We start from the raw sequence: 26,002 nt of genomic DNA on the forward strand, positions 1-26,002 counted from the left end.
CACATTGTTTACTACTTCTGAAAAATCATATAGTCAACCATCTCAGACTGATCAATGAATTGATGTCCTAATTTGATGATATCTTGTAAACTAATACCCTGTAAAATCTTTGGAAGATCATAGGAAGTGCTACCATCTGAAAAATATTCAAACTGAGTCGCACTATACTCAAGCGAATTTAAACCCTGTAAAAAATCACCAAACATTTCGCTTTTAATCGTATCTAAATGTTCCTGATTCACATCTGGATCCTTATCAAATTGTTTGATGGCTGACCTAAATTGATGAGATAGAGAAACTGGTTCTTGGGTATCCATTGTCAAAATAACAAAATGAAAGACTTCCTCAACCTCTACTTCTAGTGTCAAGGAGTTGTCAATTTTACCAGCTTCATATAAACTTTGAAAACGTTGTGAAGTCCACCCAAACATCATCGAAAATAATAATTTCAGCATTAATTTATAACGAAATTTTTCCTCTTCCTTGATGACATCATTCCCTCGAATTCCAATTGCCAACTTAGGACTGGCAACGTCCATTCTACAGGATTGATTCAATTTTACTTCGTTTTTTTCTACAGGAAATCGTTCTACCTGGATTGAAGGCTGAAGGGGAAGTTGATCATATTCGTTTACAACTTGTAATACTGCATCAAGATCAAAGTTTCCAATCACTAATAGATGCATCTGAGTTGGATGATAGAATAAATCAAAGTTCTCACGGAGATTGTCTATTGTAATGTCAGAAATTGACTCTCTTGTTCCAGCAATATCATCTGCTAACGGTGTTCCAGGATATAGGTTTTCTAAGGCACCAAAAAATAATCGATAATCTGGACTATCTTGATACATTCCTATCTCTTGTTGAATAATCTCTCTTTCCTTAGCAACTGATTTTTCTGTAAAAGAAGCTTTTGAGACCATCTCCAATAACAACTTGATATTTTCAGAGACCCTTGAGGTTGTTGAGAAAAGATAGCTGGTTTTTGTAAAACTTGTAAAGGCATTACTTTCCGATCCTAATTGAACGAATTTTTTTAGAAAATCTTGACCTTTCTCATCTTCAAACACTTTATGTTCCAAAAAGTGAGCAATTCCTGCAGGATATTGTTTTTCTTCACCATTAACTAAAATTCGTGTATCCACCGAACCAAACTTGGTTGTAAGCATCCCATAGGTTTCATAATAATCTTCTTTTGGAATTAAATGAATGGTCAAGCCGTTTGACAAACGTGTAAAGTAAACCTGCTCACCTACGGCTTCATAATATTTTTCTTTAATTTTCAATCTTTACACTACTTTCCTTCCATAAAATAAACCGACTGCAAATTAATTGTTTTTGCCGTTTCGATAATTTCTTCTTTACTAACCTTATTGATAGCTTCTAACCATTCCTCTAAAGAAAGAACCTTTGTTCCTAGGATCGTTTTCAGGTATTCTCTTTCGATTAATGTGTTTTGTCGATCCTGGGCTAATAAAGTCGTATTCACCAACATGTCTTTTGTCAATTGAAGTTCAGATTCTGTAAACTTTCCTCGTTTTAAATCATTCAACTGCCTCATAATCATGGTCATTACCTTGGTGCGATGTTCTTTATCAATACCAGCAAAAATTCTCATAAAGCCTGTAAAAATATCGAAATGGCTAGAGATGGTATAAGCAAGACCTTCTTTTTCACGAACTATTTGAAAAAGTCTCGAGTGCGAGAAAGCTCCCAACATCCCATTTAACACAACTAAGGGAATATGAAGAGGATCTCCATACTGGGTAGAAAAATGGTAGCCTAATTCTAAAATAGATTGTTGATTTTGCTTTTGCTCTAATTTCTCGCGAACTACATTTGAAAAAGTTTGTTGATAGTTGATAGACAAGTTGTTATCACGTGGTTTGAATTCAAACTGGTTTACTCGATCCACAATAGCAACTTCATTAAAATCACCTACGAAAAAGAAGTCAATATTATCGAAATGAAGCATCTGATGAAACTGTGAGAGAGTGGTTTGAGCGGTCTCTTGTCTTACTAAATCAACTTTTCCCAATCTTGACATTCTGATAGTTTCATCTTCGAAAAATAGTTGATTCAATTGTCCATGCGCATAATAATAAGGCTCTTCAATCTCAGATTCCAAGTCTGAAATCGTATTTTTCTTTTCAACTTCAAAAGTCTCAAAATCAAAGTGATCATCTACTACTAAAGGTGAAAAGAAGACAGTTTCTAGAATATCCAAAATCTCATCTGTCAGTACATTTTTCTTACTCAAAAAATCATCGCGTACAAAGGAAATATTCAAATCGACATAGTGAACGGGCCCTCTTTTAGAAATTGAAGTAGACAATTCTACTCCGTACAGACTCGCTAATTTTTCACGGAATAATTGTGAGGTTGGATATTTTTGGTTTGCAGTTTCCATCATACAAGCTACTAAAACACGTGCAGCCACTGTATTTTCATTCAATAGCGCTGTAAACCGGACCTTAATTTTATTTGTTTTAAATTTTTTCGACTGAAGAAAGTGAAGATTCACACCCTTAACTAATTCCATTTTCATCCTCGTTCTAATCAATAGTAACTTTCATTATAACACGAAATCACGCTAAAATCCTAATTCAAACTGAGAAAAAAGGTTCTCACTTCACTCAAGATTCTCTACCCTAGAAAAACTAAAAATATGGTATAATAACACGCAAAGAGGTGAACTATGAATTACAAATTATTTGATGACTTTATTACATTACAAGCAATCTTAAAAGAACTCGGTATTATACAGAGTGGTGGTGCAATCAAAGCCTTTCTTCAAGAAAAAGAAGTCTTTGTTAATGGTGAATTAGAACAACGGAGAGGCCGTAAACTTCGTGTCAATGATAAAATTGACATCCCTGAACTGAACATTATTATCACCATTCTCCAACCTTCTCCAGCAGAAATAGAAGAGCATCTTAAAGAGAAGGAAGAAAAGGAACGTGTGGCTAAACTTGTCAAGCAACTCAATCAACAACAAAAAAAACAACCGACAAAGACTAACAAAAAAGAAAAAGCAATTCGCTTTCCTGGTATCTCGTAATGTGGTTAAAACAGTTATCCATTCAACATTTTCGTAATTACCAAGAACTTGAAGTTGAATTTCATCCTGGCTTGAATATTTTCTTAGGACAAAATGCTCAAGGAAAAACCAATATTCTCGAATCGATTTATTTTCTGGCCTTAACCAGAAGCCATCGAACACGAAATGATAAAGATCTCGTCTACTTCGAATCCACAGATTTTAAAGTTTCTGGTCTATTACAAAGAGAAACTGGACCGCTTCCATTAGAAATTTCCTTAACACCAAAAGGTCGGATGACTAAAGTCAACCATCTAAAACAAGCTAAATTATCAAACTATATTGGTCATATGAATGTCGTCCTTTTTGCACCGGAAGATTTACAGTTAATCAAAGGGGCTCCAGCAGGACGTCGAAAATTTATTGACATTGAATTGGGACAGATGAAACCTATTTATCTATCCGATTTATCTCAATACAACCATGTTCTGAAACAAAGAAATAGCTATCTAAAAAATTCCGAAAAAATTGATGAAACATTTTTGGACGTATTAGATTCACAACTCGCTAGTTTTGGAAGTCGCGTCATCCACCATCGACTGGATTTTATACAAAAATTACAAGCTAAATCCAAAGAAAAACACGCTCTACTTTCTAACAACAAGGAAGACCTGACAATTCAATATCAGTCATCTGTTTTTTCAGAAGAAGTAGATGATTTAGAAGAGCAATTTTTCCGTATGTTGAAAAAAAATCGCCAAAAGGACCTTTTTAGAAAAACAACAAGCATTGGACCCCACAGAGATGATTTGGCATTCTTTATTAATGAAATGAATGCAAATTTTGGTAGTCAAGGCCAGCATCGGAGTGTTGTTCTTTCTCTAAAATTAGCAGAAATCGAATTAATGGAAGAAATCACTAGAGAAAAGCCGATTTTACTACTTGACGATGTTATGAGTGAGCTTGACAATTATCGTCAACTTCAACTTCTTGAAACTATCTCCAATAGTATTCAGACATTTATTACAACGACAACTCTTGATCATTTAAAAGAGCTACCCGAAGAATTAAAAATCTTCACCATTCAATCTGGACATATCAAAACAACACCTTGACAATATTGTTAAGGTGTTGTTAATTATATTTACATTTTTGTAAACTTATTGTGCTGAGTAGTTAGGTGCCTCATTTGTGATTTGTACATCATGAGGGTGACTTTCTTTCAATCCTGCGCCACTCATTTCAACAAATTGAGCATGATCGTGTAAATCCTGAATAGTTGCTGCACCAACATATCCCATACCTGAACGGATACCACCGATCATTTGGAAGACCATATCTGCTACGGAACCTTTATAAGCAACACGTCCTTCAATTCCTTCAGGGACCAATTTATTGGCTTCATTGACAGATCCTTGGAAATAACGGTCACTCGAACCTTTCTTCATTGCTGCAATAGAACCCATACCTCGATAGGTTTTAAATTTACGACCTTGGAAGATTTCTGTTTCACCTGGTGCTTCATCTGTGCCTGCAAGCATTGATCCAAGCATAACTGCATTACCACCAGCTGCAAGAGCTTTGACGATATCTCCTGAATACTTAATACCACCATCAGCAATGATAGTTTTACCATATTCACGAGCTACAGCAGCTGCATCATAAATTGCAGTCACTTGAGGAACACCAACCCCTGCTACAACACGAGTTGTACAGATAGAACCTGGTCCAATTCCGACTTTAACAACGTCTACCCCTGCATCAAATAACGCACGAGCGCCTTCAGCTGTTGCAATATTTCCAGCGATCAAGGTACGATTTGGGAAATGAGCACGAATTTCTGCAATTTTACGAAGAACCCCAGCAGAATGTCCATGAGCAGTATCGATAACAATTGCGTCTGCACCTGCTTCAAAAAGGGCTTCTGCACGTTCAAAGGTATCCGAAGTAACCCCTACAGCACCAGCTACAAGCAAACGACCAAATTCATCCTTAGCTGCATTTGGGAACTCAATAACTTTTTCAATATCTTTGATCGTAATCAAACCAGAAAGACGACCATTTTCATCTACTAATGGTAATTTTTCAATGCGGTGTTCTTGTAGAATACGCTCAGCTGTTTCCAAATCAGTACCAACTGGTGCAGTCACCAAATTTTCACTTGTCATGTGATTTGAAATAGGTTGATTGTAATCAGAAATAAAACGCAAGTCGCGATTCGTAAGAATACCAACTAATTTACGATTTTCAAGTGTTTCAACGACTGGAACACCACTGATTCGGTATCGTCCCATAAGCTCATTTGCTTCTGAAATTGTATGAGACGGGGTCAAATAGAAAGGATCAATAATAACACCATTTTCAGAACGTTTTACCTTCCGTACTTCATCTGCCTGTTGCTCAATTGACATATTTTTATGGATCACACCAAGTCCACCAGCACGTGCCATTGCAATTGCCATTTGACTTTCTGTCACTGTATCCATAGCGGCAGTAATGATTGGGATGTTCAAGCGTAAATTACTTGCTAATTGTGTACTTAAATCTGCATCATTAGGCAATACGTGACTTTCTGCTGGAATCAAAAGCACGTCATCGAATGTGAAACCTTTTTTTAAAAACTTTGTGTCCCAATTAGACATTAGCTGGATCCTCTTTTCTTTTTTTGAGCAAGGCTCGAATTTTTATTGTTAATATCATACCATTCTATCGCAATTTGTCAATCATTTATTGGCAAATTACAAAGGAACCGGCTAGAATATAACTCTATTACATTTTAGAGTAACTATTTTTTGAAATACGTAATACCCATGGCAGATTTTACTTCATCTAACGTTTGAGCGGCAACACTTCGAGCATGCTCACTTCCTTTTTCAAGAATAGAGTATACTTCCCCCATATCCTTTGCAAACTCAAGGCGTCTCTCGCGAATCGGTCTTAGTTCACGATCTAAAATTTCTAAAAGATACCGTTTAGTTTTTACATCACCAAGCCCACCACGTTGATAGTGTTCTTTCATTTCTGCAATTTCATCTGCATCTTCTGGTCGACCAAATACATCCAAGTAATGAAACACCATATTACCTTCGATTTTTCCTGGATCTTCTACTTTAATATGATCAGGATCGGTATACATACTCATCACTTTTTTCTTTAAAGTATCTGCATCATCAGCTAGGTAAATTCCATTATTCAACGATTTAGACATTTTAGCATTTCCATCTAAACCAGGTAAGCGTCCTGCTGCTTCATTTTCGGGATAAATTCCTTCAGGTTCCACCAAAGTATCTGTATTGTATGCACGGTTAAAGGAACGAACAATCTCCCGGGTTTGTTCAATCATCGGCTTTTGGTCATTTCCTACTGGAACAAAATTTGCTTTAAATGCTGTAATATCAGCTGCTTGTGAAATAGGGTATACCAAAAATCCTGTTGGAATACTCTCACCAAAACCTTTTTGAGAAATCTCAGTTTTTACAGTTGGGTTTCTTTCAAGTCGTGCCAAAGATACCAGATTCATATAATACATGGTTAATTCTGCTAATTCAGGAATCTGACTTTGAATGAAAATCGTAACCTTTTCAGGATCCAATCCTGCAGCAAGATAATCTAAAGCAACATTTCCAATAGATTCTACAATCGTTTTTGGATCTTTTGCATGGTCTGTCAAAGCTTGCTGGTCTGCTAGGAAAACAAACATATTATACTCGTCTTTATTTTGTAGCAAGACGCGATTTTTTAAAGAACCTACATAGTGGCCAATATGAAGTTTTCCTGTTGGTCTATCTCCTGTCAAAATGATGGGTTTTGTCATACTCTTCTCCTTAATCGTTATCCCTATCATTATAGCACTTTCTAGTTGAAAATGTTAGTCTTCCCTCTATGTTTGTGACGAAATAACACTTTACTATCTTGTCAACTAAATTTACAAAATTGTAAAAATAAATTGACACTAAAAAAGTTGAATTTTCCCCTATTTTCTAGTAAAATGAAGACATTATAGAAAGAGGAGAATATCATTGCTTACAGTATCAGACGTCTCACTACGTTTTAGTGATCGAAAATTGTTTGACGATGTCAATATCAACTTTACAGAAGGAAATACATACGGTCTTATCGGTGCCAACGGTGCTGGAAAATCAACCTTTTTAAAAATTTTAGCTGGAGATATTGAACCAACAACTGGTCATATTTCTCTCGGTCCTGATGAACGTTTGTCCGTTTTGCGTCAAAATCACTTTGACTATGAAGACGAACGGGTCATCGATGTTGTCATTATGGGAAATGAAAAGCTCTACAACATTATGAAAGAGAAAGATGCTATCTACATGAAAGAAGATTTTTCTGATGAAGACGGCGTCCGTGCAGCTGAACTTGAAGGTGAATTCGCAGAACTTGGTGGATGGGAAGCAGAAAGTGAAGCATCTCAATTGCTTCAAAATCTAAATATTTCAGAAGACCTTCATTATCAAACGATGAGCGAGTTAGCTAACGGGGATAAAGTGAAAGTTCTCCTAGCTAAAGCCCTCTTTGGTAAACCAGATGTCCTTCTTTTAGACGAACCAACCAACGGTCTCGATATTCAATCCATTACCTGGTTAGAAGATTTTCTGATTGATTTTGAAAATACGGTTATCGTTGTATCCCATGACCGCCACTTTTTGAATAAAGTCTGCACCCATATGGCAGATCTTGACTTTGGAAAAATTAAACTTTACGTCGGAAACTATGATTTCTGGAAAGAATCTTCTGAACTTGCAGCAAAATTACAAGCAGATAGAAACGCAAAAGCTGAAGAAAAAATTAAACAATTGCAAGAGTTTGTCGCACGATTCTCGGCCAACGCTTCAAAATCAAAACAAGCAACATCGCGTAAAAAAATGCTTGACAAGATCGAACTAGAAGAGATTGTACCATCTAGTCGAAAATACCCATTTATTAACTTTAAAGCGGAACGAGAAATCGGGAATGATCTCTTGACAGTTGAAAATCTCTCTGTCAAGATCGATGGAGAAACCATTCTTGACAATATCAGCTTTATCTTACGTCCTGGTGATAAGACTGCTCTAATCGGACAAAACGATATTCAAACAACTGCATTAATCCGTGCATTGATGGATGATATTGAATACGAGGGAACTGTCAAGTGGGGAGTCACTACTAGTCGATCTTATCTACCGAAAGATAATAGTCGAGAATTTGCGGGTGGAGAAAGTATTCTCGATTGGCTTCGTCAATTTGCAAGTAAAGAAGAAGATGACAACACCTTCCTTCGTGGTTTCCTAGGACGTATGCTCTTTTCTGGTGACGAAGTTAACAAGTCTGTCAACGTCTTGTCAGGAGGAGAAAAGGTCCGTGTCATGTTGTCAAAACTGATGCTCCTTAAATCAAACGTTCTTGTTTTAGATGATCCGACCAATCACTTAGATTTGGAGTCTATCTCAAGTTTGAATGATGGATTAAAGAATTTTAAAGAATCCATTATCTTTGCCAGCCACGACCATGAATTCATTCAGACACTTGCCAATCACATTATCGTTCTCTCAAAAAATGGTGTGATTGACCGCATTGATGAAACCTATGATGAGTTTCTTGAAAATGAAGAAGTTCAAGCAAAAGTGAAAGAACTTTGGAGTCAATAATAAAAATAAAGAGTCCTGAAATAATAATTTCAGGCTCTTTCAGTAGAAATATATGAATAAAACAAAGCTAAAAACATCCCTTTTTATAGTATCTTCTTTCCTGATTCCAGCTATCATGATGTTCTTTATTTACCTTTCACAAGGAATCTACTGGAACAGTGATACATCCCCATTATTAGGAGATGGGTATCATCAATATGTCATTTTCGATACCACACTTCGAAATATTTTACATGGAACAGATAGCCTATTTTACAGTTTTCAAAGTGGATTAGGCATTAATTTCTATGCACTCAGTAGCTATTATCTAGGAAGTTTCTTTTCTCCTCTTGTCTACTTCTTTGATGCGCAATCCATGCCAGATGCTGTTTATCTCGTTACACTTCTGAAATTTGGAGCAATTGGGTTAAGCACCTATGTTAGTCTACATGGAATGTTTTCTAAAGTCCCTAGATTCCTGGTTCTTAGCCTTTCAACATCATTTGCTCTGATGAGCTTTGCCATCAGTCAGCTTGAAATAAAAACCTGGTTAGATGTTTTTATCCTAGCACCATTGATTCTTTATGGATTCAAAAAACTAATTTATAACGAAGGAGAAATTCTCTACTTTGTTAGTTTGACTATTTTGTTTATCCAAAATTATTATTTTGGATTCATGATGTCTATTTTTCTTATTTTATGGTACTTGACACAATTGTCATGGCATGTCAAAAAAATTGGGAAACGCTTCCTTCGCTTTGTGATTGTATCTCTTTTATCGGTTATAACAAGTCTAGTAATGTTATATCCTACCTTCTTAGATTTACGCACTCATGGAGAAAATTTTTCAAAGGTTGACACTATCTTTACAGAAAAAAGCTGGTATCTCGACGTCTTTGCTAAAAATTTTATTGGTAGCTTTGACACTACCAAATATGGATCAATCCCAATGATCTATGTAGGCCTATTCCCGCTTTTACTAGCGATCACCTTTTTCTTTATAAAGTCGATCAAGTTTCACGTGAAACTTTCTTACTTTATACTCTTGACCTTCCTTATTTTGAGTTTTCGTTTTCAATTATTAGATCTTCTTTGGCAAGGTATGCACGCGCCAAATATGTTTCTTCATCGATACTCCTGGATTTTTTCTTTAACGATTATTCTGATGGCTGGAGAAGTTCTAAATCGAATCGAGGAGATCACCTGGATTCGGTTTACTCTCGCTAATTTTGTCCTCTTCCTGGGATTTGGAGCAACTGTCCTTTACAGCAATCACTATAAGTTTTTGGATGCTGTCAATTTTATTGTTACTTTTGAATTTTTAGTCGCCTTCTATTTAGTCTGTTTGGGATTCATTCTTAAAAAAATACCACCAAGGCTTTTCTATCTTTCGATTCTTTTTTTCTCCATCTTTGAATTATCTGTAAATAGCTATTATCAAATGGAAGGAATTGCAAACGAATGGGTATTTGCTTCTCGGTCATCCTACGAACGCGACTTAAAATCTATTCAAACCTTGGTAAGTGGAAACACAGACTCAAACTATCGGACTGAGATTCTACATCCCCAAACTGGTAATGATAGTATGAAGTATGGTTATAATGGTATCTCTCAATTTTCATCTGTACGAAATACGGACGCTAGCTCAACATTAGATAAACTTGGATTTAAATCTGAAGGAACCAACCTCAACCTTCGATACCAAAACAATTCCATTTTAATGGATAGTCTATTTGGTGTTCGCTATAATTTAAGCCAACAAGCTGTTCAAAAATTTGGATTTAAAGAGATCGCAACCAAAAATGGAATCTCACTTTCAGAAAATGAACATGCCTTGCCAATCGCATTCTTGACAGCTAAGCCTTATCAACATACTTCCTTTACAAATTTAACGCTTGATAACCAAGCACGATTCATTCACCAAATCACAGATGAAAAATATAAATTTTATAAGAAATTAAATATTCTCTCACATACTTCACAAAACACTACATCTTCGTTACAAACTGCAAAAATTGAAGAAGATAGCCATCTATCCTACGCAAGTATTCAATATGAAGTAACGGTTCCTGCCCATAGTCAACTATATGTCAATGTTCCCAATTTACAATTTTCAAATGAGGATCGGAAAGATATTGAAATCAGCTACAATGGACAGACACAACGCTATACGATTGATAACGCCTTTCCATTCTTTTCGATTGGCCATTTTGACACAGAGGAAACGATTACTATTCGTATGAGTTTCCCAGAAAATTCGACGGTCTCCTTTGATATACCAGAATTTTTTGCTCTAAATCTCGACCAATATACACAAGCTATCACCGCCATTCGTCAGCAAGAAGTTGCTATTCACAAAAAGAAGAATAAAGTGGTAGCAGCCTATAACGCAAATAGAGATACTACCCTTATTTTTACACTGCCATACGATAAAGGCTGGTCAGCTAAACAAAATGGAAAACCTGTCCAAATTCATCGTATCCAGAAAGGATTGATGGGAGTTCGTGTTCCGAAAGGATCAGGAACAGTTACTTTAACATTTGTTCCTCAAGGCTTCATAGAGGGACTCATTGCCTTTTTCCTTGGAATCATTCTCTTTTTCCTCTACGAATGGAGACAAATAAAAAAACGAAAAAAGCTGAGAAGTATCAACATGATTCAGTGATAAACACAAAGCTAGGATAGCAATTATCCTAGCTTTTTCAAAATAAAAAACACCCAAACGGGTGTTATACTAGCTCCGCCAGTAGGACTCGAACCTACGACATCATGATTAACAGTCATGCGCTACTACCAACTGAGCTATGGCGGAATGAGATATAGTCCGTACGGGATTCGAACCCGTGTTACCGCCGTGAAAAGGCGGTGTCTTAACCCCTTGACCAACGGACCATATATTCATTAACAGAACATATCCCATTATATCAGAATTTAACTAATTGTCAAGCACTAAATTCTAAATTTTGTTCTTCAATTAATTTTTTGACACGTTTGATATTACTTCTTGAAATCGGACAAGAATAACCTTCTTTCAATAGCAGGTGTTTCTTTTTCTTATCCATACCAATGATCATACTTCTATTCACAATATAAGATTGATGGGGGCTGAAATATCTATCTTCCACATCTTTCTCCAAAACATCTGATAAACTTCCGGCAATTTCTTTTTGAAAATTTTTCCCAACCAAGTTTAATTTATAAGCTGAACCAACAGTCTCAATATAAAGAATATCCTTAAATGGAATTTTAATTTTTTTATCTTTAAAGTCATATTCAAAATAATCTGTTAAATCATCATTCCCAATTTGAATGCTTGTCAGGTACTCAATACATTCCTTTAATTTTGATCGAAATAAATCTTCATTCAAATTTTTATCAATAAAATCCAAAGCAGATACTTTATAACGATAGGTAATAGAAGCAAATTCTGATTTTGTAGTTATGAAAACAATAATTGCATAAGGATTTGCTTCTCGTATTTTTTGAGCAATTTCTAACCCACAATACTCATTGTCTTGGATATGAATATCTAAAAAATATAATTGGTGGATATCCGAATGATGGATATAATTTTCAAATTCCGTAATTTTACCAGTAGAAATCACTTCAAGTTTTATTTCCAATTCCTTAGCAATTTCTTCGATATGTTTCTCTACCCGTATCTGTTGAGATAGTTCATCTTCTAATAAAAAAATCTTCATTCTTGTTCATATCCTCCAATCTTCAAAACTTGTAAAAAACGATTTTCCTGCAATTCTGTCTCTAAAAACATTGTTCCATAATTTGCTAAGATTTTTCTCACATTATTTAATCCTAGGCCTCTATTTTCTCCTTTTGTCGAATAGCCTTCTTCATATATTTTTCTAACATCAAAAGTGATTTGATTAGTTGTATTATGAATCACTAAGTAAACAATCTTTGAAATAGAGAAAATAGCAATATGAACTTTCTTTTCTTCTGCTTCTTTTGAAGCTTCCAAAGCGTTTGTTACCAGAATTCCAACAATTCTCACGATATCTAATAAATCGACTGGTAGCTGCTCAATTGGCTCACTCGTTTCAAAAGTCATTTCAACCCCAGCATCTCTTGCGTCCAACCAACCTCGAATCAAAATACTTCGTAAAGCAGAATCTCTGATATTGACCAAGTTGAATCCTGATAATTCTTCTGTGTTTATCTTTTTATAACCTTTTTCCAATACTTCTCTATGAATTCTCTGTATTTCTGGAATATTTTCTTCCTCAATGGCTAAGGACATAGAAATAACTAAATTTCCCAAATCATGACGAAATCCCCTGACAATAGAATAGAGACTTTGAATTTCAGCCATATAGCGACTCATTTGTTGCTCAGAAAATTCTTTATACTCCAGTTCTAAATTTTTACGGTACTGATCCCGCTCGATTTTCATATGGAATAAGCTGACTACAAAAGAGAAAAAACAAATCGTTGCCAACATACTCCCAAAATTTTTAAATTGCGCTTGTTCACTAATCCATAAAGCAAAATTGATCACTACAAATATGGCAAAATAAACATAAATTAATCTCTTTAAATACTTTTCAAATTCCTCTTCATAAAAAGGAGTAAAATCAAATTCAAATAAGTCAATTAAATTCAAAATGATTACTAAAGAAACTAAACGAATAAACATATTGTAGACTATCGAGTACGCTGCTACAAAAGCATCTCCCAAAACTGAAGAGACAATAATCGTCAAAAAGGTTGCTGTTCCTTCAACCGCTAAATAAGTAAAAAAAGAATAAAAAATAGAACACAAGCGATTCGTTCGATTAGCATAATGATAATAAGGATACAAATAAGCTGGCCACAAGAGCATATTTAAATCGGAGAGTTGAATATTTGAAAATAGAGTCACATCTAAAAATACTAGAAGACTTTCAAAAAGAAGAACAAAGGTACCTAAAAGAAAGATAAATGAAAATTGATGTTCCTGATAGATTTTTTCGTCCACTAATGCAAACGTCAGAACAATGATCCCTCCTAAAAGAAAAGACAAAACTAATGACTGAATCACTCAAACTCTCCCACTCTCTATTTTCTATTTTATTATACTTTAGTATTAAAGTATAATAAAATAAAATTTTATATACAAAAAATTATAATATAAAATAGCCTAAAATTAAAGGGAATAGATAAAATTGTAATCTTTTTAATGTTTTTGTTACAGGATTGAAAACTATTTTACATAATTCATATAATCTATATTTTGCACTATATCGAGATGATTGATTATTTTTTAGCATGATTCCAATAAATTTATTTCATTGATAGCAAAGAAGTACAAAAAATTAGTATTAATGAAAAAATATACATTTTATACAAAAAAAGATGTAGTCAAAAACTACATCTTTCATCTGATCCCAGCAGGATTCGAACCTGCGACCGTTCGCTTAGAAGGCGAATGCTCTATCCAGCTGAGCTATGGGACCAAGCATACTTCATTTTAGCAGAAAAAGAAGGGAGCGTCAAGGTTATTTATGGTAGGGACTCCCCTGTTTGATCATAAATGCTCGATAAATTTGTTCAACCAATACTAATTTCATTAACTGATGCGGAAGAGTAAGCTGTCCAAAACTCATTAAGAGATTGCCTCTTTGTTTCACTTCTATAGACAAACCAAGACTGCCACCGATGACAAACGTGAGATTTGAATACCCTGATGTCATGATCTGGTCGATTGTTTGACTAAATTTTTCTGAGGGAAATTGTTTTCCTTCGATGGCCAAGACGATTACATATTCCTTATCTGAAATTTTCGAAAGAATCCGTTCTCCCTCTTTTTCAAGGATTTGTTGATTTTCAAGTTGACTAGCACGATCAGGCGTTTTTTCATCAACTAATTCAATCTGTTCTACTTTTGCAAACCGACCAAGTCTTTTTATATATTCTGCAATGCCGTCTTTTAGATATTTTTCTTTTAATTTTCCAACAGTTATCAATTTGATTTTCATCATTCTATTGTAGCATATTTCTTCAATTCCACAAATAATCCACAGAAATAGAAAGGGAAAGCCTTCTCTAAAGACTATTTTAAGGCCAATGATCAACTGTTTTCTACAAGTTATCCACATTTTGTGGATAACTTTATTTATTTAAGTTATAATTAAGAAAGTTTTTCTATACTCTAGACAATTTGATATTCTTAGGAGGAAAATATGAAATCTTCATTCAATTTACTAAAAAAAGTTGGGAATATAGCCCTTGTTTTTATTGTAGGTCTTCTAGGTGGGATTCTTGGAACCTTTTTAACCTTACAAACATCTCGTTCTTCTACTTCAAATACTGAAAGTAAGCAAGTCCACTCAACCACTGTTAAAACAGCTTACAAAAATACAACCTCAACCAGTGAAGCTGTCGATAAAGTGAAAAATGCTGTGGTTTCTGTGATCACTTATTCTGATTCTTCAAATCAAGGTTTGTTTGAAAAAGAAGACAATTCTGACTCACAAATTTCTAGTGAAGGTTCTGGAGTCATTTATAAAAAAGAAGGAAAATATGCCTACCTTGTTACCAATACCCATGTGATCAATGGAGCTAAAAAAGTAGATATTCTTTTAGCAGATGGGAATAAAGTCCCTGGAGAAGTAGTTGGTTCAGATGTCTATTCTGATATTGCTGTGGTGCGTATTAGTGCAGACAAGGCAAAGGCAGTAGCTGAATTCGGAGATTCCGACCAATTAACAGTAGGTGAGACTGCGATTGCAATCGGTAGCCCTCTTGGAACAGATTATGCCAATTCTGTTACCCAAGGGATTATTTCTAGCCAAGGTCGCAATGTAAAATTGAAAGCTGATAATGGTCAAAATATCTCTACACGGGCTTTACAAACAGATGCAGCCATCAACCCAGGAAACTCTGGAGGTCCGTTAATCAATATTCAAGGACAGGTCATTGGGATTACCTCAAGTAAAATTTCAAATAACGGGCAAACTTCAGTAGAAGGAATTGGATTTGCAATCCCTGCGAATGATGTTGTCAATATTATCAAGCAACTAGAAGAAAAAGGGAAAGTGGTTCGACCAGCTCTCGGAATCCAAATGTTGGATCTCTCCAATCTTTCAACTTCTGATTTAAGCCAATTAAAACTTCCTGAAAAAATTTCTGGAGGAGTACTGGTTCGTTCAACCCTTGAAAACATGCCTGCTTCAGATAAATTACAACGCTACGATGTGATCACAAAAATTGATGATACAACTATAGAGTCAACTGCAGATTTACAATCTGCCCTCTATTCTCACCAAATCAATGATACGATCAAGGTCACTTTCTATCGTGATGGAAAACAACAAACAACTTCTATCAAGTTGACAAAATCAACTGATGATCTAAGTGAGTAAACCCTATCTTCTTGACATACTTGTAAACACACCTTTACGAAATTGTAAAGGTGTGTTATTCTATTCATAAGATGGAAAAATTAGAACATATAGCGGTAAAGGAGATTCGAACCAATCCTTTCCAACCAAGAAAAGTATTTGACCAAGAAAAATTAGAAGAATTAGCTCATTCAATCAAGGAAAATGGCTTGATTCAACCTATTATTGTCAGAAAATCTCCGATTATTGGTTTTGAATTACTTGCAGGTGAAAGACGTTTTAGAGCTTCGAAGATTGCTGGATTAGAAGTGGTTCCTGCGATTATTAAAGAGTTAACGGATCAAGAAATGATGCGACAAGCCATTATCGAGAATCTTCAACGAGAAGATCTCAATCCAATTGAAGAAGCTATCTCCTACCAGAAGTTAGTTGATCACGGCTATAAGCACGACCAAATCGCTCAATTTATGGGGAAATCCAGACCCTATATTAGCAATATGCTACGCTTGTTACAGCTATCTCCCTCTGTTCAAGAAGCTGTGATTCAACATGATATTTCTTCGGCTCACGCGCGTGTTCTCGTTCCTCTTGATGAAGAAGAGCAAGGTTTTTGGTTGAAGAAAATCAAAGAGGACCATTTAAATGTTCGGACATTAGAGAACAAAATCAGTTCGAAAAGAAAGCAAAAAAAGAAGAAATCTAAGGAAACTTTCCTACTAGAAGAGGAAAAAAGACTGAAAAAAATATTAGGGACAGAAGTTAAGATACATTCCTCTTCGCAACATAAAGGAACTATCCAAATTTCTTTTTCAAGTCTTGATGAATACCAACGAATTATCAACAGCCTAAAATAAGGCTGTTATTTTTATTTTTCTATTGACAAGCTTTTCCACCACAAAAACCTTTAACAAATGCTAGCAAAATCAGGATATTTTCTAGTTATCCCCACTTTGTGGATAACTGTTAGAAACACTGTGAATTAGTTTCCACAGATTGTGGAAAAGTTTACTTTTATAATTTACTTTCTTGAAATTTAGCCTGTGGAAAACTATTTTCGTTTGTGGTAGAATAGGATTAAGTATGATTTGATACAATTCAAGAAAAGGAGGGAAGTCTGATAGTGACACAAGAAGAACAATTTTGGTCTCGTTTTTTAGAATTAGCCCAATTACAACTAAAAGATAGTGCATATGATTTTTTTGTCGCAGATTCAAAATTAGTCAAAATCGAGGGAGAAACAGCTACCATTTATCTCGATGGAAATTATAAAGAATTATTTTGGGAAACAAATCTGAAAAATGCTTTGATCACCGCCAGTTTTGAAATCTACAATACGGATTTGAAATTCCAATTTATTTTTGAAGATATCGAAGAACTTCCGAATAGTCATAGCAGTGAAATCAGGAGACTTTCTCCATCTAATATAGCGAATGAACCGCTACCTAAAATTGATACAGGTCTGAAATCAAAGTACACCTTTGATAATTTTGTGCAAGGAGATGGAAATATTTGGGCGAAAGCAGCAGCGCTTGCAGTTTCTGAAAATCTTGCAACAACATACAACCCTCTTTTTATCTATGGTGGACCAGGGCTTGGAAAAACTCATTTATTGAATGCAATTGGAAATCAAATTCTAGAAAATATTCCCAATGCTCGAGTGAAATATGTTCCAGCAGAAACCTTTATTAATGAGTTTTTAGAACACCTTCGATTAGGAGAGATGAAGACGTTTAAAAATACCTATCGAAGTCTTGATCTTTTATTGATCGATGATATTCAATCTCTTGGTGGGAAAAAAGTCACCACTCAAGAGGAGTTCTTTAATACCTTTAATGCCCTCCATAGCGATAACAAACAAATCGTCCTAACTAGCGATCGAAGTCCAGATCATTTGGATAGTCTTGAAGAGCGATTAGTTACTCGTTTCAAGTGGGGATTGACGCAAAATATTACACCACCTGATTTTGAAACTCGGATCGCCATCTTACGGAATAAAATTGAAGATCTAGACTATATTTTTCCTAACGATACGCTGGAATATCTAGCTGGCCAGTTTGATTCCAACGTCCGAGACTTAGAGGGTGCCTTAAATGATATTTCTTTGATGGCAAAGGTTAAAAAACTCAAAGAAATTACGATCGATGTAGCTGCTGAAGCTATTCGAGCTCGTAAAAACGATAGCAACCAAATGCTTGTCGTCCCAATTGAAAAAATTCAGGAGGCTGTAGGCGCTTTCTATGGAGTCAGTGTAAAAGAAATTAAAGGTTCACGAAGAGTTCAGAATATCGTCTTAGCACGACAAGTTGCCATGTACCTTTCAAGGGAAATGACAGACAACTCCCTTCCTCGAATTGGAAAAGAATTTGGTGGGAAAGACCATACGACCGTGATTCATGCTTATGAAAAAATAAAAAGTATGGTCGATACAGATGATAATCTTCGACTGGAAATTCAAAGTATCAAGAAAAAATTAAATTAATCTGTGGATAACTTTCTCTAAACTTCTAGGGGTTATGCACAAATTTTAAACAAGTAACTTTTCAAGTCGTAGACAGGATTCTGAGAGTTTTCCACAACTTCCACACACTCTACTATTACTATTAACTTACTAATTATAAAATAAATAAAAGGAATGACCATGATAAATTTCTCTATTAACAAAACTTTATTTTTACAAGCACTAAATACTACCAAAAGAGCCATCAGTTCAAAAAATGCTATCCCAATCCTTTCAACAATCAAAATAGATGTCACTCCAGAAGGAATTGCCCTGTCTGGATCCAATGGCCAAATTTCGATTGAAAACTTTATTTCTATCAAAGATGAAAATGCTGGTTTGTTGGTGACTTCTCCAGGTTCCATTTTATTAGAAGCAACTTTCTTTATTAATGTGATTTCAAGTTTACCAGATGTTACTTTAGATTTTAAAGAGATTGAACAAAAACAAGTTCTCTTAACAAGTGGTAAATCAGAAATTACACTTAAAGGAAAAGATGCAGATCAATATCCACGTATCCAAGAAATTACTGCAAGTAATCCATTAGTTTTGGAAACAAAATTATTAAAACAATTGATTAATGAAACGGCATTTGCAGCAAGTGTACAGGAGAGTCGTCCAATTTTGACAGGCGTTCACTTTGTTTTATCAGATCATACAGAGCTAAAAACAGTAGCAACAGACTCTCACCGTATGAGTCAAAAAGTGATTACACTGGAGAAAAATGGAGACAACTTTGATGTCGTCATCCCAAGTCGTTCTCTTCGTGAATTCACCTCTGTCTTTTCTGATGATATTGAAACAGTTGAAGTTTTCTTTGCCAATAATCAAATCCTCTTTAGAAGTGAACACATTAGTTTCTATACCCGTTTGCTAGAAGGAAATTACCCTGATACAGATCGTCTGATTCCAACAGAATTCAATACAGAGGCAACCTTTAATGTTGCTAACCTTCGATTTGCCATGGAGCGTGCACGTCTTCTTTCAAATGCAACTCAAAATGGAACGGTCAAATTAGAATTCAAAAATGGAGTGGTTTCTGCCCACGTTCATTCACCAGAAGTTGGACGAGTAAATGAAGAGATCGATACTAGCACTGTTTCAGGAGAGGATTTGTCCATCAGTTTTAATCCAACTTATTTGATTGAAGCGCTCAAAGCTATTGACAGTGAACAAGTTGTTATTCGTTTTATTTCTTCTGTTAGACCGTTTACATTGGTTCCAGAAGGAAATGAACAAGGGTTCATTCAATTGATTACGCCAGTTCGCACAAATTAATAAAGGTGAATCATCATGTATACGTTAGGTGATTTTGTAGAAATGAAGAAACCTCATGCTTGTGTGATAAAAGAAACAGGAAAAAAGGCAAATCGTTGGGAAATTACGCGACTTGGTGCAGACATAAAAATTAAGTGTAGTAATTGTGATCATGTGGTCATGATGAGTCGCCATGATTTTGAACAGAAAATGAAGAAAGTATTATAAAAGGTTCAGTCACAAAAGTGACTGAACCTTTTATATTATTTTAATTCTTCAAATTTTCCATTTTTAACTTCTTTGAAACCACTTTGTTTCATCATATCAACAGTTGATTTGTAGCTGATATAGTCGACTTTTTTATCTTTTTGTGTCGTTACTAATTTCTTTTCAATTAACTGATCTAAGTCTGCCTTTTCATAATTTAGGGTTGTTTTTTCAACCATATAATCGTCTTTGTATTCAGCAGAGTGTGTGAATCCTTTGACATCCTTGTAGTCTTCATCGTATTTATCGATTATTTCCTTTAATTGATCTTTCGTAACTCCAGCATCTTTGTAATAAACAGTAGTGATAGTTTGGTTACTGATCGCTTTATCCCCTTTATGTTCGATTGTAATACGAACGTCAGTTTTCTTCTCTTGGTTGATTCCCTGAAGATAGGATTTTTGAACAGATTGTTTTCCACAAGCTCCAAGAAGAAAGAGAGTAAAAATAGCAATAAAGGAAAGAAGGATAGATTTCCATGTTTGTTTTTTCATCAGAAAAACTCCTTTGTGATTTTTTAAATAGAGTATACCATATTTTTCATTTTCATACATTATAGTTTGAGGAAAAAACTAGTTTTGAAAGGAAATGAAATAGTCTATTTTTCATCACTTGTCTTTTGAATTGTGTTATAATAAGAGAGATTGAAATGTGAACGGAGAAAAAGAAAAATGGCATTAACAGCAGGTATCGTTGGCTTACCAAACGTTGGTAAATCAACCCTATTTAACGCAATTACAAAAGCAGGAGCAGAGGCTGCAAACTATCCCTTTGCGACCATTGATCCAAACGTCGGGATGGTAGAAGTTCCAGATGAACGTCTCCAAAAATTAACGGAAATGATCACTCCTAAGAAGACAGTTCCGACTACTTTTGAATTTACAGATATTGCTGGGATTGTGAAAGGAGCTTCTAAAGGGGAAGGACTTGGTAATAAATTCTTGGCCAATATCCGTGAAGTAGATGCTATTGTCCATGTAGTGCGTGCTTTTGATGATGAAAATGTCATGCGGGAGCAAGGTCGTGAAGATGCCTTTGTTGATCCACTAGCAGATATTGATACTATCAATTTAGAATTAATTTTAGCCGATTTAGAGTCTGTCAATAAACGATATGCGCGTGTAGAAAAGATGGCCCGTACGCAAAAGGACAAGGAATCCGTTGCAGAATTTAATGTTCTTCAAAAGATTAAACCGGTTCTTGAAGATGGCAAATCAGCTCGAACCATCGAATTCACAGAGGAAGAACAAAAAGTGGTGAAAGGACTTTTCCTTTTGACTACCAAACCAGTTCTTTATGTAGCAAATGTGGATGAAGATGTTGTTGCAGATCCAGACTCTATTGACTATGTGAAGCAAATTCGTGACTTTGCGGCAACAGAGAATGCGGAAGTCGTGGTGATTTCTGCGCGTGCTGAGGAAGAAATTTCTGAGCTAGATGATGCAGATAAACAAGAATTTTTAGAGGCGATTGGGCTAACAGAGTCTGGAGTTGATAAACTCACGCGTGCAGCTTACCACTTGTTGGGACTTGGCACTTATTTCACAGCTGGTGAAAAAGAAGTGCGTGCTTGGACCTTCAAACGTGGCATGAAAGCTCCTCAAGCAGCTGGAATCATCCACTCTGATTTTGAAAAAGGATTTATTCGTGCCGTTACCATGTCCTATGATGATTTGGTCAAATACGGTTCTGAAAAGGCTGTAAAAGAAGCAGGACGCTTGCGCGAAGAAGGAAAAGAATATGTTGTCCAAGACGGGGACATCATGGAATTCCGTTTTAATGTGTAAGATAGTTAAAAAAATGTAAAGGTTGGAAAAAAATATTTCCAACCCTTTTAGTGTTTTGAAAGGAAAGAGATGACGAAATTAATTGTTGGATTGGGAAATCCAGGTGATAAGTATTTTGAAACGAAACACAATGTAGGCTTTATGTTAATTGATCAAATGGCAAAGTCTTTAAATCTTACTTTCTCTCATGATAAGATTTTTCAAGCTGATATTGCCTCAACATTTTTAAATGGCGAAAAGGTCTATTTTGTAAAGCCAACCACTTTCATGAATGAGAGTGGAAAAGCAGTCCATGCCCTTCTGACTTATTATGGTCTGGATATTGAAGATCTTTTGGTTATTTACGATGATTTAGATATGGAAGTTGGCAAGATTCGTCTTCGAGCTAAAGGATCAGCTGGAGGTCATAACGGAATCAAATCGATTATTAATCATATTGGAACTCAGACTTTTTATCGAATTAAGATTGGCATTGGAAGACCTAAGCAGGGCATGTCAGTTGTTCATCATGTCTTAGGAAAATTTGATAAAGACGATTACATCACTATTCTACAAACAATCGATCGAGTGGAAGAAGCGGTTAACGATTACTTGGTAGAAGAAAATTTTGAAAGAAGCATGCAGAAATACAACGGGTAAGTAGATGAATGTAATTGATTTAGTGAGTCAAAACTCCAACCTTCTATCCTGGCAACAAGGTTTGCAAAAAAATAATAGGGAATTAATCTTAGGATTGTCTGCGACCACAAAGGCTATTGTAATGGCTTCAGCCTTTGATTCTATTGAAAAAGCAGTCCTCATCACTTCCAGTTATAACGAAGTAGAACGATTGGCCAGTGATTTTATTGCCTTACTTGGAGAAGAGAAAGTCCATACATTTTTGGGAGATGATAACCCTTTAGCAGAATTTGTTTTTGCTTCACAAGAAAGGCAATTTGCACGATTAGAGGCTTTGAACTTTTTATGTCAAGAGGATCGTCAAGGTATCCTTGTGACCAATGTGAGTGGTATAAAACTACTATTACCTTCTCCTAAAGTTTTTGCATCTAGTATTTTTAAATTGAAGGTTGGTCAAGAAATAGACTTAACTACCCTGAGTGAAACATTACAGAAGATTGGTTATCAAAAGGTGAGCCAGGTTTTGCAACAAGGGGAATTCAGTCTAAGAGGAGATATCTTAGATATCTTTGAGATCGAACAACTCCAACCTTATCGGATTGAATTTTTCGGAGATGAGATTGATGGAATCCGAATCTTTGACCCAGAAAGCCAGCGTTCTGTTGAAAGTGTCGAAAGAATTCAACTCAAAGCAGTGAGTGATCTATTATTGCAAGAGGAAGATTTTATCCGTGGTCAGAATCAAATAGAACAATTGCAAGAACAGAGCACGAATGAAGCATTTAAATCTTATCTAGCCGAAATTCTAGGGGATATTTCTCAAAGGAAACTTCATCCGGATCTTAGAAAATTTATTAGTTTCTTTTATGAGAAACAATATACCCTATTTGATTATCTTCCTAAACATACTCCAGTTTTTTTAGATGATTATCAAAAAATAGCAGATCAAATAGCAAGATTTGAACTAGATGCAGCTAATCTCTTGACGGAAGATTTACATAAAAATCGAGCCTCTTCTCGTCAAGTGTATTTTGGTGATACCAGTACAATATTAAGAAAATATACACCTGCAACTTATTTTTCAAACTTTCAAAAAGGTTTGGGAAATCTGAGGTTTGATCATTTGTATCAATTTAATCAATACCCAATGCAGGAGTTTTTTGGACAATTTGATTTACTAAAAGAGGAAATTGAACGGTATCGAAAATCAAACTATACCGTTATTGTCCAAGCAAGTTCTCATCACAATCTTCAACAGCTCCATAAAAATTTAGAAGAGTATGGAATTCGATTAGATTATATCGATGGGGATGCGATCATCCCTCAAGCTAGTCAATTAATTGTTGGAGGACTAGCTCACGGTTTCCAATTTGTTGATGAAAAAATTGTCTACATTACAGAATCAGAGATTTATCAGAAAAAGATCAAGCGAAAGATTCGCAGACAAAATATTTCCAATGCAGAACGTCTAAAAAATTATAATGAACTGGAAAAAGGGGATTATGTTGTTCACCAAGTTCATGGTATTGGCCAATATTTGGGAATTGAAACGATTGAAATTTCTGGTGTCCATCGTGATTATGTTTCGATTCAATATCAAAATGGAGATCGCATCTCGATTCCTGTCGATCAGATTCAGATGTTGTCCAAATACGTTGCAAGTGATGGAAAAACGCCAAAAATTAACAAGTTAAATGATGGGCGTTTCCAAAAAACGAAGCAAAAGGTTCAGACCCAGGTGGAGGGCATTGCAGATGATTTAATAAAACTTTATGCGGAGCGTAGTCAATTAGAAGGTTTTGCCTATTCCAAAGATGATGAAAATCAAGAAGCTTTTGAACAAGATTTTCCATATATTGAAACAGATGATCAATTACGTTCCATTGAAGAAATCAAAAAAGATATGGAATCAAATCGTCCGATGGACCGATTGCTGGTTGGAGACGTCGGTTTTGGGAAAACAGAGGTTGCTATGCGAGCAGCCTTTAAGGCAGTAAATGATCATAAACAAGTAGCAGTGCTGGTTCCTACCACTGTTCTTGCCCAACAACATTATGCCAATTTTAAGGAGCGTTTTGAATCTTTTGCAGTAGAGGTTGCTGTTTTAAGTCGTTTCCAGAGTAAGGCAGAGCAGAAAGAAACGCTTGAAAAATTGAAAAAAGGACGAGTGGATATTATTATTGGAACTCACCGGCTCTTGTCCAAAGATGTTGTTTTTTCAGACTTAGGCTTAATCGTGATCGATGAAGAACAACGTTTTGGAGTGAAGCACAAAGAAACCTTGAAAGAATTGAAAAAAAAGGTGGATGTGCTTACCTTGACAGCTACCCCTATACCTCGAACTCTTCATATGTCTATGCTGGGAATTCGAGATTTGTCTGTCATTGAAACCCCTCCGACCAATCGGTATCCAGTGCAAACTTTTGTACTAGAGACCAATCCAACCATTATTCGAGATGCTGTATTGAGGGAAATGGATCGTGGAGGTCAAGTGTATTATCTTTACAACAAGGTAGATACGATTGAGCAAAAAGTATCCGAGTTAAAAGAGTTGATTCCAGAGGCTTCGATTGGATTTGTTCATGGCCAGATGAGTGAAGTTCGCCTGGAAAATACCTTGTTGGATTTCATTAATGGCGAATACGATGTCTTAGTGACGACAACCATTATTGAGACAGGTGTAGATATTCCAAATGCCAATACGCTCTTTATTGAAAATGCGGATCATATGGGACTTTCAACTCTTTATCAACTAAGAGGTCGTGTGGGACGAAGCAACCGAATTGCTTATGCTTATTTGATGTATCGTCCAGACAAATCTCTTACAGAAGTGTCTGAAAAACGTTTAGAAGCTATTAAAGGCTTTACTGAATTGGGGTCTGGATTTAAAATTGCGATGCGAGATCTATCAATCCGTGGAGCAGGAAATATTCTGGGTGCTTCTCAATCTGGTTTCATCGATTCAGTTGGTTTTGAAATGTATTCCCAATTGTTAGAAGAAGCTATTGCTAAAAAACAAGGCCAAGAGCATCGTCGACAAAAGAGCAATGCGGAGTTGAACCTACAAATAGATGCGTATTTACCAAATGATTATATTTCGGATCAACGTCAAAAAATTGAAATTTACAAACAAATCCGTGAAATGAATTCTGCTGCAGATTATGAATATTTACAAGACGAACTGATGGATCGTTTTGGAGAATACCCAGATGTTGTCGCCTACCTACTTGAAATTGGTATAGTAAAAGCTTACTTGGATCAAGTATTTGTTCGTTTGGTGGAGAGAAAGCAAAAAAAAGTGGCAGTGAAGTTTGAACCAATTGCCAAACAACTGTTTTTGACACAGGATTATTTTAAAGCTCTGTCAATGACACAGTTAAAAGCTCAGCTTGCAGAAGAGAGGGGATTAATTGAAGTAATCTTTGATGTTCGAAATAAGAAAGATTTTGAAATTCTAGAAGCTCTGAAGCAATTTGGTCAAACCTTATTGGAAATTAAACAGGAAAAAGAAGAGAACTAGCAGTTCTTAGCTCATTTTTCGCATTTTATGGATAAAAAATGATACAATACTATGT

At 35.5% G+C, this 26,002-nt stretch carries 20 protein-coding genes and 3 tRNA genes; 12 read left to right on the forward strand and 11 right to left on the reverse strand.

From position 1 onward, the window contains the following. Nucleotides 1-11: 11 nt before the first annotated feature. Together yfmH and yfmF are read right to left on the reverse strand one after the other, a co-directional pair. Entirely contained in the window at nt 12-1,286 is a 1,275-nt protein-coding gene (gene yfmH, locus HMPREF9186_RS06095) for an EF-P 5-aminopentanol modification-associated protein YfmH (RefSeq protein ID WP_009731921.1), read from the reverse strand. 8 nt (nt 1,287-1,294) lie between these two features. After that, entirely contained in the window at nt 1,295-2,542 is a 1,248-nt protein-coding gene (gene yfmF / locus HMPREF9186_RS06100) for an EF-P 5-aminopentanol modification-associated protein YfmF (protein ID WP_009731922.1), read from the reverse strand. A gap of 156 nt (nt 2,543-2,698) precedes the next feature. Between yfmF and yaaA the strand changes: the two genes are divergently transcribed. Together yaaA and recF are read left to right on the forward strand one after the other, a co-directional pair. Continuing rightward, complete coding sequence (gene yaaA, locus HMPREF9186_RS06105; protein WP_009731923.1) at nt 2,699-3,061, forward strand: S4 domain-containing protein YaaA; 363 nt, start codon at nt 2,699-2,701, stop codon at nt 3,059-3,061. Continuing rightward, nucleotides 3,061-4,155 (forward strand): DNA replication/repair protein RecF, encoded by a 1,095-nt coding sequence (recF, locus tag HMPREF9186_RS06110; protein WP_009731924.1) that lies wholly within the window; start codon nt 3,061-3,063, stop codon nt 4,153-4,155. The genes yaaA and recF overlap by 1 nt, the downstream gene beginning before the upstream one ends. A 45-nt stretch (nt 4,156-4,200) precedes the next feature. Here the strand turns inward: recF and guaB are convergent, their stop codons facing one another. Further along, the gene (gene guaB / locus HMPREF9186_RS06115) at nt 4,201-5,682 is read right to left on the reverse strand and encodes an IMP dehydrogenase (protein WP_009731925.1); all 1,482 of its coding nucleotides are present in this window, start codon (nt 5,680-5,682) and stop codon (nt 4,201-4,203) included. Between the two features lie 143 nt (nt 5,683-5,825). Next, nucleotides 5,826-6,854: a tryptophan--tRNA ligase gene (gene trpS / locus HMPREF9186_RS06120; RefSeq protein WP_009731926.1), complete on the reverse strand. Its 1,029-nt coding sequence runs from the start codon at nt 6,852-6,854 to the stop codon at nt 5,826-5,828. A gap of 205 nt (nt 6,855-7,059) precedes the next feature. On the opposite strand from trpS, the gene HMPREF9186_RS06125 reads away from it, so the two are divergent. After that, on the forward strand, nt 7,060-8,682 hold the full coding sequence (locus tag HMPREF9186_RS06125) for an ATP-binding cassette domain-containing protein (RefSeq protein WP_009731927.1): 1,623 nt from the start codon (nt 7,060-7,062) through the stop codon (nt 8,680-8,682). Between the two features lie 52 nt (nt 8,683-8,734). Beyond that, nucleotides 8,735-11,326, forward strand: a complete 2,592-nt coding sequence (locus HMPREF9186_RS06130) for a YfhO family protein (RefSeq protein WP_009731928.1) — start codon at nt 8,735-8,737, stop codon at nt 11,324-11,326. A 73-nt stretch (nt 11,327-11,399) separates the two neighbouring features. Here HMPREF9186_RS06130 and HMPREF9186_RS06135 read toward each other — a convergent pair. The 6 genes from HMPREF9186_RS06135 to rlmH form a co-directional block, all read right to left on the reverse strand. Continuing rightward, a tRNA-Asn gene (locus HMPREF9186_RS06135) sits at nt 11,400-11,473 on the reverse strand. A gap of 8 nt (nt 11,474-11,481) precedes the next feature. Further along, nucleotides 11,482-11,553 (reverse strand) — tRNA-Glu (locus HMPREF9186_RS06140). A gap of 50 nt (nt 11,554-11,603) precedes the next feature. After that, nucleotides 11,604-12,362 carry a response regulator transcription factor gene (locus tag HMPREF9186_RS06145; RefSeq protein ID WP_009731929.1) on the reverse strand — a complete coding sequence of 253 codons (759 nt, stop codon included), beginning with the start codon at nt 12,360-12,362 and terminating at the stop codon, nt 11,604-11,606. After that, a complete protein-coding gene (locus tag HMPREF9186_RS06150) occupies nt 12,359-13,699 on the reverse strand; it encodes a sensor histidine kinase (protein WP_009731930.1) in 1,341 nt (446 codons plus the stop codon). The genes HMPREF9186_RS06145 and HMPREF9186_RS06150 overlap by 4 nt, the downstream gene beginning before the upstream one ends. A 341-nt stretch (nt 13,700-14,040) precedes the next feature. Further along, nucleotides 14,041-14,114: transfer RNA gene (locus HMPREF9186_RS06155), tRNA-Arg, on the reverse strand. Between the two features lie 42 nt (nt 14,115-14,156). Beyond that, on the reverse strand, nt 14,157-14,636 hold the full coding sequence (gene rlmH / locus HMPREF9186_RS06160) for a 23S rRNA (pseudouridine(1915)-N(3))-methyltransferase RlmH (RefSeq protein WP_009731931.1): 480 nt from the start codon (nt 14,634-14,636) through the stop codon (nt 14,157-14,159). A gap of 204 nt (nt 14,637-14,840) precedes the next feature. Here rlmH and HMPREF9186_RS06165 point away from each other — a divergent pair, with 204 nt between their 5' ends. From HMPREF9186_RS06165 to HMPREF9186_RS06185, 5 genes are all read left to right on the forward strand, one after another. Further along, nucleotides 14,841-16,022 (forward strand): S1C family serine protease, encoded by a 1,182-nt coding sequence (locus tag HMPREF9186_RS06165; protein WP_009731932.1) that lies wholly within the window; start codon nt 14,841-14,843, stop codon nt 16,020-16,022. A 71-nt stretch (nt 16,023-16,093) separates the two neighbouring features. Next, nucleotides 16,094-16,855 carry a ParB/RepB/Spo0J family partition protein gene (locus tag HMPREF9186_RS06170; RefSeq protein WP_009731933.1) on the forward strand — a complete coding sequence of 254 codons (762 nt, stop codon included), beginning with the start codon at nt 16,094-16,096 and terminating at the stop codon, nt 16,853-16,855. A gap of 266 nt (nt 16,856-17,121) precedes the next feature. Next, nucleotides 17,122-18,480, forward strand: a complete 1,359-nt coding sequence (gene dnaA, locus HMPREF9186_RS06175; RefSeq protein WP_009731934.1) for a chromosomal replication initiator protein DnaA — start codon at nt 17,122-17,124, stop codon at nt 18,478-18,480. A 159-nt stretch (nt 18,481-18,639) separates the two neighbouring features. Next, nucleotides 18,640-19,776, forward strand: coding sequence for a DNA polymerase III subunit beta (dnaN, locus tag HMPREF9186_RS06180; RefSeq protein ID WP_009731935.1), 1,137 nt, complete (start codon nt 18,640-18,642; stop codon nt 19,774-19,776). A gap of 15 nt (nt 19,777-19,791) precedes the next feature. Continuing rightward, the gene (locus tag HMPREF9186_RS06185) at nt 19,792-19,983 is read left to right on the forward strand and encodes a DUF951 domain-containing protein (RefSeq protein ID WP_003002008.1); all 192 of its coding nucleotides are present in this window, start codon (nt 19,792-19,794) and stop codon (nt 19,981-19,983) included. A gap of 35 nt (nt 19,984-20,018) precedes the next feature. Here the strand turns inward: HMPREF9186_RS06185 and HMPREF9186_RS06190 are convergent, their stop codons facing one another. Beyond that, on the reverse strand, nt 20,019-20,516 hold the full coding sequence (locus HMPREF9186_RS06190) for a DUF1307 domain-containing protein (RefSeq protein WP_009731936.1): 498 nt from the start codon (nt 20,514-20,516) through the stop codon (nt 20,019-20,021). A 177-nt stretch (nt 20,517-20,693) separates the two neighbouring features. Between HMPREF9186_RS06190 and ychF the strand changes: the two genes are divergently transcribed. From ychF to mfd, 3 genes are all read left to right on the forward strand, one after another. Then, nucleotides 20,694-21,809, forward strand: a complete 1,116-nt coding sequence (gene ychF, locus HMPREF9186_RS06195; protein WP_009731937.1) for a redox-regulated ATPase YchF — start codon at nt 20,694-20,696, stop codon at nt 21,807-21,809. A gap of 69 nt (nt 21,810-21,878) precedes the next feature. Further along, the gene (pth, locus tag HMPREF9186_RS06200) at nt 21,879-22,448 is read left to right on the forward strand and encodes an aminoacyl-tRNA hydrolase (RefSeq protein WP_009731938.1); all 570 of its coding nucleotides are present in this window, start codon (nt 21,879-21,881) and stop codon (nt 22,446-22,448) included. A 4-nt stretch (nt 22,449-22,452) separates the two neighbouring features. Further along, nucleotides 22,453-25,947: a transcription-repair coupling factor gene (mfd, locus tag HMPREF9186_RS06205; protein WP_009731939.1), complete on the forward strand. Its 3,495-nt coding sequence runs from the start codon at nt 22,453-22,455 to the stop codon at nt 25,945-25,947. Nucleotides 25,948-26,002 lie beyond the last annotated feature (55 nt).

The organism is Streptococcus sp. F0442 (genome assembly GCF_000314795.2).
In the GTDB taxonomy this organism is placed as follows: domain Bacteria; phylum Bacillota; class Bacilli; order Lactobacillales; family Streptococcaceae; genus Streptococcus.